The organism is Streptomyces sp. NBC_01264 (genome assembly GCF_026340675.1).
Taxonomy (GTDB): domain Bacteria; phylum Actinomycetota; class Actinomycetes; order Streptomycetales; family Streptomycetaceae; genus Streptomyces.
The window spans coordinates 4,232,955-4,245,932 of record NZ_JAPEOX010000001.1 but is presented as its reverse complement, the minus strand read 5'-3'; the positions used below and the strand labels follow the sequence as shown (position 1 = coordinate 4,245,932).

Annotated in this window: 12 protein-coding genes; 7 read left to right on the top strand and 5 right to left on the bottom strand. The window is 73.5% G+C overall.

Annotated features, from left to right (window positions below; translation table 11 throughout):
• Position 1: 1 nt before the first annotated feature.
• Positions 2 to 1,666 carry a glycoside hydrolase family 26 protein gene (locus tag OG435_RS19490; protein WP_323187849.1) on the bottom strand — a complete coding sequence of 555 codons (1,665 nt, stop codon included), beginning with the start codon at positions 1,664 to 1,666 and terminating at the stop codon, positions 2 to 4.
• A gap of 294 nt (positions 1,667 to 1,960) precedes the next feature.
• Between OG435_RS19490 and OG435_RS19485 the strand changes: the two genes are divergently transcribed.
• From OG435_RS19485 to OG435_RS19465, 5 genes are all read left to right on the top strand, one after another.
• Positions 1,961 to 3,220, top strand: a complete 1,260-nt coding sequence (locus OG435_RS19485) for an ATP-grasp domain-containing protein (protein ID WP_323187848.1) — start codon at positions 1,961 to 1,963, stop codon at positions 3,218 to 3,220.
• 203 nt (positions 3,221 to 3,423) lie between these two features.
• Positions 3,424 to 4,689: an NAD(P)-binding domain-containing protein gene (locus tag OG435_RS19480; protein WP_266881902.1), complete on the top strand. Its 1,266-nt coding sequence runs from the start codon at positions 3,424 to 3,426 to the stop codon at positions 4,687 to 4,689.
• 31 nt (positions 4,690 to 4,720) lie between these two features.
• Positions 4,721 to 5,062, top strand: coding sequence for a hypothetical protein (locus OG435_RS19475; protein ID WP_266878270.1), 342 nt, complete (start codon positions 4,721 to 4,723; stop codon positions 5,060 to 5,062).
• 14 nt (positions 5,063 to 5,076) lie between these two features.
• The gene (locus OG435_RS19470; protein WP_430625764.1) at positions 5,077 to 7,188 is read left to right on the top strand and encodes a SpoIIE family protein phosphatase; all 2,112 of its coding nucleotides are present in this window, start codon (positions 5,077 to 5,079) and stop codon (positions 7,186 to 7,188) included.
• A gap of 78 nt (positions 7,189 to 7,266) precedes the next feature.
• Positions 7,267 to 7,446: a hypothetical protein gene (locus OG435_RS19465; protein ID WP_243335422.1), complete on the top strand. Its 180-nt coding sequence runs from the start codon at positions 7,267 to 7,269 to the stop codon at positions 7,444 to 7,446.
• A 115-nt stretch (positions 7,447 to 7,561) separates the two neighbouring features.
• On the opposite strand, the gene OG435_RS19460 is transcribed toward OG435_RS19465, so the two are convergent.
• The gene (locus tag OG435_RS19460) at positions 7,562 to 8,023 is read right to left on the bottom strand and encodes a DUF6299 family protein (protein WP_266878269.1); all 462 of its coding nucleotides are present in this window, start codon (positions 8,021 to 8,023) and stop codon (positions 7,562 to 7,564) included.
• A gap of 174 nt (positions 8,024 to 8,197) precedes the next feature.
• Here OG435_RS19460 and OG435_RS19455 point away from each other — a divergent pair, with 174 nt between their 5' ends.
• Entirely contained in the window at positions 8,198 to 8,803 is a 606-nt protein-coding gene (locus tag OG435_RS19455) for a DUF4352 domain-containing protein (RefSeq protein WP_266878268.1), read from the top strand.
• A 57-nt stretch (positions 8,804 to 8,860) separates the two neighbouring features.
• The gene (locus tag OG435_RS19450; protein WP_266878267.1) at positions 8,861 to 9,355 is read left to right on the top strand and encodes a DUF5949 family protein; all 495 of its coding nucleotides are present in this window, start codon (positions 8,861 to 8,863) and stop codon (positions 9,353 to 9,355) included.
• Positions 9,356 to 9,504: 149 nt separating this feature from the next.
• Here the strand turns inward: OG435_RS19450 and OG435_RS19445 are convergent, their stop codons facing one another.
• From OG435_RS19445 to OG435_RS19435, 3 genes are all read right to left on the bottom strand, one after another.
• Positions 9,505 to 10,779, bottom strand: coding sequence for a cytochrome P450 (locus tag OG435_RS19445; RefSeq protein ID WP_266878265.1), 1,275 nt, complete (start codon positions 10,777 to 10,779; stop codon positions 9,505 to 9,507).
• 86 nt (positions 10,780 to 10,865) lie between these two features.
• Positions 10,866 to 12,029 carry a low temperature requirement protein A gene (locus OG435_RS19440; RefSeq protein WP_266878263.1) on the bottom strand — a complete coding sequence of 388 codons (1,164 nt, stop codon included), beginning with the start codon at positions 12,027 to 12,029 and terminating at the stop codon, positions 10,866 to 10,868.
• Between the two features lie 28 nt (positions 12,030 to 12,057).
• Entirely contained in the window at positions 12,058 to 12,780 is a 723-nt protein-coding gene (locus OG435_RS19435; RefSeq protein WP_266878261.1) for a sirohydrochlorin chelatase, read from the bottom strand.
• Positions 12,781 to 12,978 lie beyond the last annotated feature (198 nt).

Sequence of the window (12,978 nt, the reverse complement as noted above, 5' to 3'; positions counted from 1 at the left end):
CCTAGAAGGGCCAGAAGCCGGACTCCTTGCCCCAGTCGACCTTGACGCAGACCGACTGCTTGCCGACCAGCTTGGAGAGCCACTCGCCGAAGTTGATCGGCACGCACCACTCCGTGCTGTTGACGGGCGGGGTCGGGGTCGTCGGCTTGGGCGGCTGGGACGGCTCGGGCGAGGGCACCGGGGACGGGACCTCGGGGCTCGGCTTGGGTACGACCGGGCTGGGGCTCGGGCTCGCCGGGACGACCGGGCTGGGCTCGACGGGGCTGGGCTCCACCGGGCTGGGGACGGCCGGGCTCGGCTCGACCGGGACCTGGGGGCTCGGGACCACGGGCGAGGGCGTCGGGACGACCGGGCTGGGCTCGACCGGGCTGGGCTCGACCGGGCTGGGCTCGACCGGGCTGGGCTCGACCGGGCTGGGGACGACCGGGCTCGGGACGGCGGGACTCGGGACGGCCGGGCTCGGCTCCACCGGGCTCGGGGCGACCGGGCTGGGCTCCGCCGGGCTGGGCTCGACCGGGCTGGGCTCGACCGGGCTCGGGGCGACCGGGCTCGGGACCTCCGGGCTGGGGAGCACGACCGGCGGGGTGACCACCGGTGTCGGGATCTCGGGCGTGGGGACCTGCGGGGTCGGGATGACCGGCGTGGGCACCACGGGGGTGGGGACGACCGGGGTCGGGATGACCGGATCGGGCCGCTGCGGGGTCAGCGCCTCGCGGAAGACCTTCGTCGAGGCCGGGTTCTGCTTGCACTGCCAGACGCCGTGCGGGCAGTAGTCGGTGATGGTGTGGTAGAGCGGCTTCTGCTTCTCGATCCACTGCAGCATGCGCCGCACGTACTCCGGGTTGTCCCCGTTGCGGAACAGCCCCCACTCCGGGTACGAGATCTCTTTGCCGTGTGCGCGGGCGAAGTCCACGTGCTGCTGGAGCCCGTACGGCTGGCTGATCTGGTCGTCGAAGGTCCGGCCGGGAGCCTGGTCGTACGAATCCATCCCGACGATGTCGACCACGTCGTCGCCCGGGTAGCACTTGGTCCAGCCGATCGCGTCCGTGCCGCGGTTCGGGGTGAAATCGAACTTGAACTTCTGGCCGGGCACGGAGCGCATCGTGTTGACCACGCGCTTCCAGTACGCCTTCCAGTTCTCCGGGTCGGGTCCGCAGCGGTGGGTGTACGTGGTGCCGTTCATCTCCCAGCCGAGCACGATCACCGTGTCCGGGACGCCCAGCGCCACCAGCCGTTCGGCGAGCTTCTTGAAGTGCCGGTCGTACTGGCCGTCGGCGCCCGCCCGGATCAGCTGGGTCACCTGGTAGTCGGGGACCCGGGCCTCGTTCCGCTCCTGCATGGGCACGTTGAGGACGAACATCCGGTCGTCCCGCTGGCGCCGCCACTGCGCCCAGTCGTCGAGGAAGCTGACGTTGCCCTCGATGCCGGCCCACTGGTCACCGGGCAGATAGGTGTGCCCGACCCGGATCTCCTTGCCGCCCAGCCAGTTCGACAGGAACGGGATGCGGGCCACTCCGGGAGGCCCGTAGTCGAGGTAGGCGCCCATGGCGATGTCGGAACCGGTGCTCTGCTCCTCGGGGGCCGCGAGGGCGGCCCCGGTGGCGAGCAGCCCGGCCGTCACCGTTCCGATGCAGGTGCTCGCCAGTCGGCGGCGTGGTCTGGGCATGGCGTCTCCCGAGCTTTCCTGAATCGGTGTGCTTACCAAAGACGTTAGGCATCACATCTGACGAATGGCCTGTCCGGTGACGTCCGCCTAGGCCATTCGCACCTGCGCACCCTCCCAGCTTGGTCCGACTAGGTGAAAGACACCGTTCCCATGCACGCGCATCCCAGCCAAGTGCCCGCAGTTCTGCTCAGACTCGATCGGAATCCGTTCCACCACGGAACCCTCGGCGCCGTCAGATCCCTTGGGCGCGCGGGTGTGCAGGTCCATGCCGTCGTCGAGGCTGGGGGAGGTCCCATGGGGCGTTCGCGCTACCTGCGTGCCGTGCATCCCGGACCCTCCGGCGGGCTCGACCCCGAGGCGCCCGAGGCGTTGCTGGAGTGCCTGACCGGGGTCTCCGAGGTGATCGGCCGTCCGGCGGTGCTCATCGCCATGGACGACCTCAGCGCGATCGCGGTGTCGCGGGTCGCACCGATGCTGACGGACCGTTTCCGGATCCCCCATCAGCCCGACGACCTGCCGGCGCGGGTGGCGGACAAGGCGGAGCTGTCGCGGCTCTGCGCCCGGTGGGACGTACCGCACCCGGAGACCGTGATCCCGGCGAGCGCGGCGGAGGCGGCGGAGGCCGCGTGGCGGCTGGGGCTCCCGGTGATCGCCAAGTGGAGCCGGCCGTGGCTGCTGCCCCAGGGCACCGGCCTGCGCAGCACCACCCTGCTCCACGCGGCCGCCGAGGCACGGCGGCTGTACGAGCGGGCGGAGGAGGCGGGGAGCCGGCTGCTGCTCCAGCGGTACCTGCCGGCCGGGCCGGACACCGACTGGTTCTTCCACGGCGCGTTCGGCCGGGGCGGGCGGCCGCTGATCACCGGGTCCGGGCGCAAGGAGATGTCCTGGCCGGTGCGTACGGGACTGACGGCGGTCGGGCGGTGGCTGCCGGATCCGGCGGTGGAGGAGGCGGGGCTGCGGCTCGCCGAGCGGCTCGGCTACCAGGGGATCCTGGACCTGGACTTCCGCCGGGACGAGCAGGGCGTCTTCCGCCTGGTGGACTTCAACCCGCGTCCCGGGGCGCAGTTCCGGCTCTTCACGGACGCGGGCGGCCTGGACGTGGTCCAGGCGATGTACCTGGACCTGACGGGCCAGCGGGTCCCGGAGCCGTCCGGCGGACCGGGCCGGGTCTTCGTGGCGGAGAACTACGCGCTGCTCGCGGCGGTACGGGGCCGCTCGCTCCCGCGCCGCCCCCCGGCTCCGCCCGCCGCGGCGGGAGCCGCGACGGCCCCCGCGCGGCGGAGCCGGGAGCGCAGCGAGGTGGAGGCGGCGTGGTTCGCGGCCGACGACCCGCTGCCCTTCCTGGCGATGCTCGCCGCCTTCCTGGGGCGGGGCGCCTTCAAGGGCCTGCGGATGCTGCGCGGGGTCCCCGAGCAGGGCCGCCGGACGGCCCGGGCGGTGGTCCGCGCCCCGCGCCAGCGGGGCCGGGAGGTGCCCCCGGCCGCCGCGGGGCCCGGCCCCCGGTCCGCCCCGCCGGAGGCCCCGGCGGAGCCGGACGAGCTGGTGACGCGGTGACGCGGTGACGCGGTGACGCGGTGACGCGGTGACGCGGTGACGCGGTGACGCGGTGACGCGGTGAACCGGCGGCGCGGTGAACCGGTGACCCGATGGGGCGCAGGGGTACGGGGCGCAGGAGCAGAGGGCGCAGCACGCAGGGCGTCGCGCGGCGCGGGTGACAGGGGACGAAGCATGAGGGTGGAGGGACTGCGGTGACACGGATGGATGACCTCGTGGTGGTCGGGGCGGGGCCCTACGGGCTGTCGATCGCGGCGCACGCGGCCGGTGCGGGGCTCGGGGTGCGGATCCTCGGGCGGCCCATGGCCTCCTGGCGGGACCACATGCCCGAGGGCATGTACCTCAAGTCGGAGCCGTGGTCCTCCAACCTCTCGGCGCCCGGGGGGCGTTACACGCTGGCCGAGTACTGCGCGGGCCGCGGGATCGCCGCCGAGCACGGAACTCCGCTGCCCATCGGGACGTTCAGCGCGTACGGGCTCTGGTTCGCCCGGCACGCAGCACCCCCGGTGGAGGAGGCGACCGTCACCGAAGTCACCCCGCAGGGCGGGGGTTTCCTGATCCGCACGGCCGAGGGGCCGCCGCTGCTCGCGCGGACGGTCGCGCTGGCCGTGGGCGTGATGCCCTTCGTCCGGTACCCCGAGGCGCTGCGGGGGCTGCCCGCGGCGCACTACTCGCACAGCAGCGACCACCGCGACCTGACCCGCTTCGCCGGCCGCGAGGTCGCCGTGCTCGGCGCCGGGCAGGCGGCCCTGGAGACCGCGGCCCTGCTCGCGGAGAGCGGGGCCCGGCCGTGCCTCGTGGCCCGGCGCCCCCGGCTGAACTGGAACACCGTCCCGCAGCCGCTGCGGCGGCCCCCGCTGCGCGCCCTGCGCGATCCGCACAGCGGCCTGGGCACCGGCTGGCGCAGCTGGGCCTGGTCGGAGCTGCCCTGGGCGGTGCGCCGGCTGCCCGCGCCCACCCGGGAGCGGATCGCGGCGACCGCGCTGGGCCCGGCCGGAGCCTGGTGGCTGCGGGAGCGCTTCGAGCGGCGGGTCCCGGTCCTGCTCGGGCACCGGCTGCGGCGGGCCGTCCCGGCGGGCGGGCGGACCCGGCTCGGGCTGGCCGGCCCCGCCGGGGAGTCCGTCGTCCTGGACACCTCGCACGTGATCGCGGCGACCGGCTTCACCCCGGACCTGGCCCGGCTGGAGCTGCTCGACGCGGGGCTGCGGGCCGCGCTGGCCACCGTAGGGGAGAGCGGGACGCCGGAGCTGAGTCCCGGTTTCGAGTCCTCGTGGCCCGGACTGTTCTTCGCGGGGCTGCTGACCGCTCCCTCATTCGGCCCTTCCATGCGATTCGTGCACGGTGCCGGCTTCACGGCGGGGAGACTGGTGTCAGGAGTCCGCAAGCGTCTGGGGGCCCGGAGCCCGCTGACGGGATCCACCGGCACGCCCCGGAACGACCGGGCTCCGGCTGCCGGGCATAGAGCGTGAGAGCCGGTCACACGACGTGAGAGGTGTCGCGATGAGCGAGGAGCGCGCACAGGGCCGGGGCTGGGTGAGGATTCCGGCCAGCCGTGCGGAGCAGCCCGGCACGACGAGGGCGGCGCCCGCGCAGCCCTACGGGCCGTCGCCGTACGCGCGGGACTCCGCACCGCAGGGCCCGTACCCGCAGGACCCGTACGCGCATCTCCAGCACCCGCGCGGGCAGCATGCTCAGGCCCCGTACGCGCAGGCCCCGTACGACCCCTCGATGATCTACCTCTCCCTCGTCAAGCGCTGGCAGGAGGCCGGACGCACCCTTCCGGGGCATCCTGACGAGGAGTGGGAGCGGCTCATTTCCCAGCCGTGCTGGCCCGGCCGTTAGGTGGTGTGAGTCTCGTGGCAGCGGCGGAGCGACGCGACAAGAGACCGGAGGTCCCCGGGAGCACGGGGGCCGCCGGGAGTCCCCTCATCGGCCCGGGCGAGCGGCTCGCGCTCAACGGCATGGGCAGCTTCGAGTGGGACCTCGGTGCGGGGACCCTGGACATGGACGAGGCCGGTAGGGCGGTCTTCGACCTGGACCCGGAGGACTTCGACCACACCCCCGACAGCCTGGGGCTGCGGATCCCGATCGACGACTCCGCGCGGCTGCGGGACACCGTCCAGGGCGTCCTGGACGGCGGGGAGGAGACGTACGGCCAGTACTTCACGGTGCAGCGGCGCGACGGCCGCGACCAGTGGACGCACACCCAGGGCCGGGTCCTGCGGGACGCGCAGGGGCACCCGGTGCGCATCGTCGGCATCGTCCGGGACGCGACGGCCGAGCTCACCCACCTCACGGTGCTGCGCAAGCTCGAGTCGGCCCGCGCCCAGCAGGCGACCATCGTGCAGCGGACCACGGAGGCCCTGTCGCGGGCGGTGACCGTCGATGACGTGACGGCCATGCTGACGGGCGCCGGGGCGCTGGAACGGCTCGGCGTCGACGGGATGGCGCTGGGGCTGGTCGAGGGCGGCCACATCAAGATCATCGCGCTCAGCGGGGAGTCCCTGGAGATCCTCAGCGAGCGCAAGTTCACCCGGCTGGACGGCTCGCTGCCGCTGGCGCAGGCGGTGCTCAGCAGGAAGGCACGTTTCGCCACCTCGCTGACGGAGCTCGCGGTCGAGTTCCCGCTGCTCGCCGACTACCTGAACCGCATCCAGTACGACGCGGCCGCCTACCTCCCGCTCATCGCCCAGGCCGAGGCCATCGGCGGGCTGGTGCTCTTCTACCGGCGGCGCACGGAATTCAGCCCCGAGGAGCAGAACCTCTGCCTGGGCCTGGCGGGCATCGTCGCCCAGTCGCTCCAGCGGGCGCTCCTCTTCGACCAGGAGCGGGAGTTCGCCACCATGCTCCAGGCCGCCATGCTGCCGCGGCGGATCCCCGAGATCACCGGCGGGGAGATCGCGGTGCGCTACCACTCGGCCTGGAGCGGCCGCGAGGTCGGCGGGGACTGGTACGACGTCATCGCCCTGCCCCGCGACCGCGTCGGCATCGTCGTGGGCGACGTACAGGGCCACGACACGCACGCCGCCGCCATCATGGGCCAGCTGCGCATCGCGCTGCGGGCCTACGCGGGCGAGGGCCATCCGCCCTCCACCGTGCTGGCGCGCGCCTCCCGCTTCCTGGCCGAGCTGGACACGGAACGCTTCGCGACCTGCATGTACGCGCAGGTGGACCTGGAGACCGGAGGCGTACGGGCGGTCCGCGCGGGCCACCTCGGACCGCTGATCCGGCACACGGACGGGCGAACGGGCTGGCCCAACGTGCGCGGCGGCCTGCCGCTGGGGCTGGCCACCGTCTTCGAGCAGGAGGAGTTCCCCGAGACCCGGCTCGACCTGGTCCCCGGGGAGACGCTGGTGCTGTGCACCGACGGGCTCGTCGAGGAACCCGGCACCGCCATCACCCAGGGAATGGACGCCCTGGCCCACGCGGTCCGCAGCGGCCCGCAGGAGGCCGGCGCACTCGCCGACCACCTCTCGGACCGGCTGTGGGAGCGCTGGGGCTCCGGCGACGACGTGGCCCTGCTGGTGCTGCGCCGGGCGCCCGACCCGGGCACGCACCGGGCGCCGCGGATCCACCAGTACGTCCACCAGGCGGACCCGGAGGGGCTCTCGGAGGCCCGCTACGCCCTGCGGCAGGCGCTGCGCGACTGGGGCATGCCGGAGCTCGCCGACGACGTGGAGCTGGCGGCGGGAGAGCTGCTGGTCAACGCCCTGCTGCACACCGACGGCGGAGCGGTGCTGACGATGGAGGTGCTGCCCGAGCCGGTCCGGCGGATCCGGCTGTGGGTCAAGGACCGCTCCAGCGTATGGCCGCGGCGGCGCACGCCGGGGGAGTCGGCGACCACGGGGCGCGGGCTGCTGCTGGTGGACGCGCTGGCCACGCACTGGGGCGTGGAGTCCCGGGGCGACGGCAAGGCGGTGTGGTGCGAGTTCTCCGCGGCGGGCAGCGCGGTGCGGAACGCGCCGTGAACGCGCCGTGACCGCGCCTTCACGTCGAGTTGTGGGCCGACGGGGACGGGGTGATGATGCCGCCATGGAACGGTTTCTGTGGAACCTGCCGTGCGCCGGCTGAGCAAGCGCGCGGTGACGGGAGTCCTGGCGCTGCTGCTGTGCGCGGCCGGGGCGGCGACGGCGGTGGACTGGTCGACCGGGCGTCCGGACACGGACCCCGGGTGCCAGACGGTGGCCTTCATGTCGATGACGGGCGAGGCGCCCGCGTGCCGGTGACGGGGGCGCTCGCGCCCGGGCTCCGGTAGCGGCGGCTACCGGAGGGGCGTACGCGCGCACCGCGGGCGGTGACCGGCGGGCCGTGGCCAGCGGGCGGTGACCAGCGGGGCGGTGACTACCGGTGGTCGATCACCCGGACCGGGTGGACGTCCTGCGCGACCGTGTCGATCGACCGGGGCAGCAGGCCGCCGCCGAAGCGGATCTCCTGCAGCTCGGCCCTAGCCAGCGCCTGGCCCTCGTGCACGCCCGGGGTGAGCCGGAGCGTGCCGTGGGCCGACCAGTCGTGCACCTCGCCGTCGCACTGGGCGTCGCCGCCGCCGATGCTGAGCCGGACGTCGTCCTGCTCGACGGTCGCCTTGATCTGAACCGTCCCCGAGGGTGACGGGGCGGTGCAGTGGTACTCACCGAAAAGGTGGATCGTGCCGTCGGGGGCGATGTGCGCTTCCGAAGATACGTAAATGTCATTTCCGTGAATGCCGCCGCCGGGGGTCGCGGCATTCGCCGGGGCGGTGAATACCGCCGTGGCGCCCAATGCGGCGAGTGCGGCCAAGGCCATGCGGGGGCCGGTCGTGGCCATCGTTCCTCCTGTTGGACGAGGTGTGCAAGGGGTTGCGGAATTCCGCCGGAACGCATTGTGCTGGCATATGGAGGTCAATGCGTTCCGCGGGATCGTGTCGGTGTGTGCAATTGCCCGCTCGGGCGCGTGAGACTGACCGGAATACGTTCCCGAAGATCCCCGAAGGGATCCCGCATGCGTCAGTCCGCTCTTGCCACGGCCGCCCTCCTCCCGCTCCTGCTCTTCGGTGCCACGGCCTGCTCCGGCGCCCCGGAAGGGGCCGCGCTCGCCCCGGCCGCGGTACCCGCCGTGCCCGTGGACGACGGTGCGCCGGGTGTCGGGGACGATCCCGCCGCCGAGCGGGACGGAGTGGCGCGGGCGGCCTCGAAGGACGCCCATGTGGGTGACTCCGTACGGGTCAGGGGCCGGGAGGTCGGCCGCCACCTTCAGGTGGTCCTCGGCGCCTACGTCGATCCGGCGGTCAGCGTCGAGAAGAACTTCGCCCCGGCGGCGGGCAAGCGCTGGGTGGCCGCCTCGATGTCCTTCGTCAACGTCGGCGGAGCCTCGTACGGGGCTCTCGGGCGCATGTGGGCGCTCGACGGCGCGGGGCAGCGGCACCCGGTGGTGCCCACGGGCGAGCTCACGACCGGCAAACCACTCGTCTTCGATTCGCTCTCGGTCGGTGAGCGGGCCGAAGGGTGGGTGGTGTTCGAAATTCCGGAAACCGCGCGCATCGTGCGGCTCCAGTACCAGGACGCGAACATGGTGGCGAATTCCGGAGGTGGATTCTGGGCGGTCTAGCCCGCCCGGGTGAAACGGCGTCAAAGGGCCGGGCCGTCGACCACTAAGGTGCGGCGCATGACTTCTACCCAGGCCGAACTCGACCGCTCCAAGCTCGGCACCCTTTCGGTGCTCGCGTGGATCGGCGACCCCGAAGAGGCCCACGACATTCCCTATCTCCTCGCCTACATCCTCGGGGACGGTCCCGACGGTCCGGCGGCGAGCGAGGCGGCCGCCCGCGGGCTGCTGGAGGAGATCGGCCTGCCCATCGGCGACGTGGTGATGGACGGAGTCCGCAACCCGGCCTCCTTCCCGGTGCAGATCCTCCTGGAGGGCAACCAGATCGCGCTGACCCTGCCGGGCATGAACGCGAAGTGCATCGCCCCGCCGGAGTGGGTCAAGGCGGCGGACGACAGCGGGCAGGCGTACTTCCTCTTCGCCACCCGCGCCTGGCCCGAGGCGGTTCCCGGGCAGCCGGTCGAGGCCGAGACGCTGCAGGCGTTCGCGGGCGACACCGAGGTGCTCAACCACAGCGCCCACGCCGTCCTCGCGGTGCGGCGCCTGCAGCGCTAGGCATCCCGCGCCTCCGCGCGCGCGGGCGCGGCCGGAAGGCGCGCCGCGCGCCGGACCCCGCTCCGGCCGCCGGGCTCCCAGCCCGCTCGGTGGCCGGTACGCCTGGTGCGGTGGTGCCCTGGTGCGGTGGTGCCGTCCCGCGGGCCGGCCTAGGGCCGTTCGAAGGCGAAGCGCAGGGAGCGGACCCGGTTGTCGAAGCTGGAGCCGGCCAGATCCGGCAGGCCCACCGCGCGCAGTCCGACCGGGCGGGTCAGCAGCTCGCGGAAGAGCGCCTTCATCTCCACCCGCGCCAGGTGGGCGCCCAGGCAGAAGTGCGGCCCGCCGCCGCCGAACCCCAGGTGCGGGTTGGGGGAGCGGGTGATGTCGAAGGCGTCGGGGTCGGGGAAGACGGCCTCGTCGCGGTTGGCGGAGGTGTAGTACAGCACCACCTTGTCGCCGGGGACGAACGCGTGTCCGCTCAGGGTGTGTTCGGCGACGACCGTGCGGCGGAACTGAATGATCGGCGTGGAGTGGCGGATCATCTCGTCCACCGCGCCGTCCGCGTGCGCCTCGAAGTCTCCTACCAACAGGTCGCGTTGGTCCGGGTGATCGGTCAGTAGGGTCAGGCCGTGGGTGATGGCGTTGCGGGTGGTCTCCACCCCGGCCACCATCAACAGGGAGAAGAAGGAGCCGAGTTGACGGGCGCCGAGCGCCTCGCCGTCCACGTTGGCGCAGACCAGGGCCGAGATCAGGTCGTCGGTCGGATTCTCGCGCCGCTCCCGCCCGATCCCCGCCACCATCCGCTGCATCCGGGCCAGGGCCCGCAGTCCGCGTCCGGGCATCCGCAGCCGGGCCGTCAGGCCCCGTTCGACGCCGATGTTCTCGGAGGCGTGGTTGACGCGGTCGGCGATCTCGGCGCGGTAGCGCTCCGGGATGCCCATCATGTTGCAGATGACCTCCAGGGGCAGCTTCGAGGCCACCGCCTCGACGAACTCGTCCGGCCGCCGGTCCAGTACGTCGTCCACGATGCGTGCCGCCACCGCGTGGATGTCCTCCTCGGCCGTCGCCAGCAGCCTCGGGGTGAAGGCCCGTTGCACGATCTTGCGCAGCTGCGCGTGCTCGGCACCGTCCAGGTTGACCATCGAGTCCCCGAACAGCGCCCTTACCCAGCGGGCCGGCTCGGGCGTCGTCACCCCGGGCGCGCTGGCGAACACCTTGGGCAGCCGGCTCGCCTCCTGCACGTCGGCGTGGCGTACGAGGGCCCAGTGCCCGGCGCCTTCGGGGACGAACACGGGGGAGTCCAGGGCCCGCAGGCGGGCGAAGACGGCCAGCCGGTGGGTGGGGGGCGCCTGCCAGAAGGCGGGGTCGGCCAGCTCTGCAGAGTCAGCAGCCCTGCCGGGGGCTTGACCGGGGGCTGGGCCGGGGCGTTGTGCGGGGAGCGTCATGGGCTGAAAACGGTGCCGGGGGCACGGGGGTGACGGGTCCGGGCGCGGCGCCGTTGCCGGGGGCTCTGCCCCCGGACCCCCGCGCCTCAAACGCCGGCGGGGCCGGATCGGGTGGCCAGGGACATCCCGATCACCACCGTCGCCACCGCCACCAGGCCCGCGTACAGGACGGCGTACGTGCCCGTCCACGAGCAGGCCAGTGTCGCGAGGGCGGAGACCGGGAGGGTCAGTTGCTGGGCGAGGCCCCGCTTGAAGTGGCGGGAGTGCAGCAGCCAGACCATCAGCAGGAAGACCGCGGTCGGGACGGTGACGGCCGCGTTCGCGGCGAGCTGCGAGATGTGGGCCTTGCCGACCGCGTGCTCGACCGCCACCTCGATGCCCGTGCCGATCGCCGCGCCCGAGGCGAAGATCAGCAGGTGCCCGTACCCCCACGGGATGGCCTCCCGGTTGGAGGTCAGGTGCTCGTGCATCGGTACCGCGAAGTAGATCCACCAGGCGGCGAAGACGATGAGCAGCCCGCCGGCCGCGATCGGCAGCAGTTCGCCCAGGGCCTCGTGCTCGTCGAGCGCCGACTTCACGGCCACGGTGCTCGCCGCGATCGTCTCGCCGAGCACGATGATCGTGAACAGGCCGTAGCGCTCCACGATGTGGTGGGCGTGCCACGGAGTCTGGTGGCCCCGCTCGGCCACCACCGGAACCAGCAGCTCCGCGGCGACCAGGATCAGGAACAGCCAGCGCTTGGCCCCGTCCGGGGCGAACAGCAGCGCCACCCAGCCGGCCTGGCAGACGACGAGCCCGGCCGCGTACTTCAGGGCGGCCGCGCGGGCCTCGCCGCTCTCGCCGGCGGCGGCCCGCAGCCATTGGGCGGTGAGGGCGACGCGCATGATCAGGTAGCCGATGACGGCCACCGTCCAGTCGTCCTCGTTGAAGGCCCGGCTCACGCCCGCCGCGTAGACCAGCACGCCGGAGATCTGGACGAGCGTCGCGATCCGGTACGGCACGTCGTCGCAGTCGTAGGCGGAGGCGAACCACGTGAAGTTCATCCACGCCCACCACACGCCGAAGAAGACGAAGGCGTAGCTGATCACCCCGGTGCCGGGATGTCCCTCGGCCAGCGCGTGCACGAGCTGGGCGCCCGCCTGCGCGATGGCCACGACGAAGCACAGGTCGAAGAACAGCTCCAGCGGGGTCGCGGCGCGGTGGCCCTCGTCCCGGCTGCGGGCGGTCATGGGTACGTAAGCCAGAGCCATACCGCCCAGGACAGCAGTCCTATGGGGCTCAGCAGGCGAGGCGCGCGGCCCTCAGGGCCCGTGTGCCCCGAGCGGACTCGTAGCGGGCCAGGACCAGCCGGGCCAGGCGCGGGTGGTCGGCCAGCGGCTCCGAGACCGTCCAGGCGGCCGAGGCGTTCAGGGCGCGCATGAAGCGGCCCGGGGCCAGCAGGTGCGCGGTCACCGCGATCCGGCGGTACCCGGCGGCCTGGAAGGCGGCCAGGGCTTCGGGGACGGTCGGCCCGGCGGAGGTCAGGTAGGCGGGGACCGCGGGGACGGGCGCGGCGCCGTCGTCGTACTCCAGCAGGGCGGACAGCTGGGCCGCGCAGGCTTCCGTACCGGCGTTGCCGCCCGGGCGCGAGGAACCGGCCCCGGCCACGACCACCGCGTCGGCCCGGGTGTACGGGCCGCGGCGCCGCTCGGCCTCGCGGAGCCGGCTGTGCAGGGCGCGGGTGACGTCGCGCTCGCCGCTGAGGCCCTCGGTGAGCACGCAGCCGGTGCCCTCAAGGACGGCGGGGATGTCCACGCGGCGGTGGAAACCGTCGCCGAGCAGCAGGGGGACGACCACGGAGCGCGGGTGTTCCCGTACGACCTCGGCGAGGGAGGGGCGCTGCACGTCGAGGTGGCCGACCAGGGCGTGCACCCCGCTGATGGCCTCGACCGCGGCGACGAGCCGGTCGATGGTCGCGGACGCCTCCGGGGCCGCGCTGCCGTGGACGGCGATGACGAGCATGTGGTCTGCCTCCCTGATCCACCCCGTGGGTCCCCCTCCCACGCTAGGCCCGGTGCGGGCCCGGGGCAGCCTGGCCAAGGGCCCACGGGGCGGGCCGGAGGTCCTGTGTGGAAAGGGTCGTTTCCCCGTCCCCAGGGGTCCTTTTCGGGCGTTCGGGGCCGCGCCGCCGACCTACCGTCGAAGAGTCGGAACGCATGC

What these genes read in the sequence shown, in the direction of transcription:
- OG435_RS19450 (WP_266878267.1), top strand. Translation starts at nt 8,861, where the DNA reads ATGACTTCTACCCAGGCCGAACTCGACCGCTCCAAGCTCGGCACCCTT.
- OG435_RS19490 (WP_323187849.1), bottom strand. Translation starts at nt 1,666, where the DNA reads ATGCCCAGACCACGCCGCCGACTGGCGAGCACCTGCATCGGAACGGTG.
- OG435_RS19440 (WP_266878263.1), bottom strand. Translation starts at nt 12,029, where the DNA reads ATGGCTCTGGCTTACGTACCCATGACCGCCCGCAGCCGGGACGAGGGC.
- OG435_RS19475 (WP_266878270.1), top strand. Translation starts at nt 4,721, where the DNA reads ATGAGCGAGGAGCGCGCACAGGGCCGGGGCTGGGTGAGGATTCCGGCC.
- OG435_RS19485 (WP_323187848.1), top strand. Translation starts at nt 1,961, where the DNA reads ATGGGGCGTTCGCGCTACCTGCGTGCCGTGCATCCCGGACCCTCCGGC.
- OG435_RS19455 (WP_266878268.1), top strand. Translation starts at nt 8,198, where the DNA reads ATGCGTCAGTCCGCTCTTGCCACGGCCGCCCTCCTCCCGCTCCTGCTC.
- OG435_RS19445 (WP_266878265.1), bottom strand. Translation starts at nt 10,779, where the DNA reads ATGACGCTCCCCGCACAACGCCCCGGCCCAGCCCCCGGTCAAGCCCCC.
- OG435_RS19460 (WP_266878269.1), bottom strand. Translation starts at nt 8,023, where the DNA reads ATGGCCACGACCGGCCCCCGCATGGCCTTGGCCGCACTCGCCGCATTG.
- OG435_RS19480 (WP_266881902.1), top strand. Translation starts at nt 3,424, where the DNA reads ATGGATGACCTCGTGGTGGTCGGGGCGGGGCCCTACGGGCTGTCGATC.
- OG435_RS19435 (WP_266878261.1), bottom strand. Translation starts at nt 12,780, where the DNA reads ATGCTCGTCATCGCCGTCCACGGCAGCGCGGCCCCGGAGGCGTCCGCG.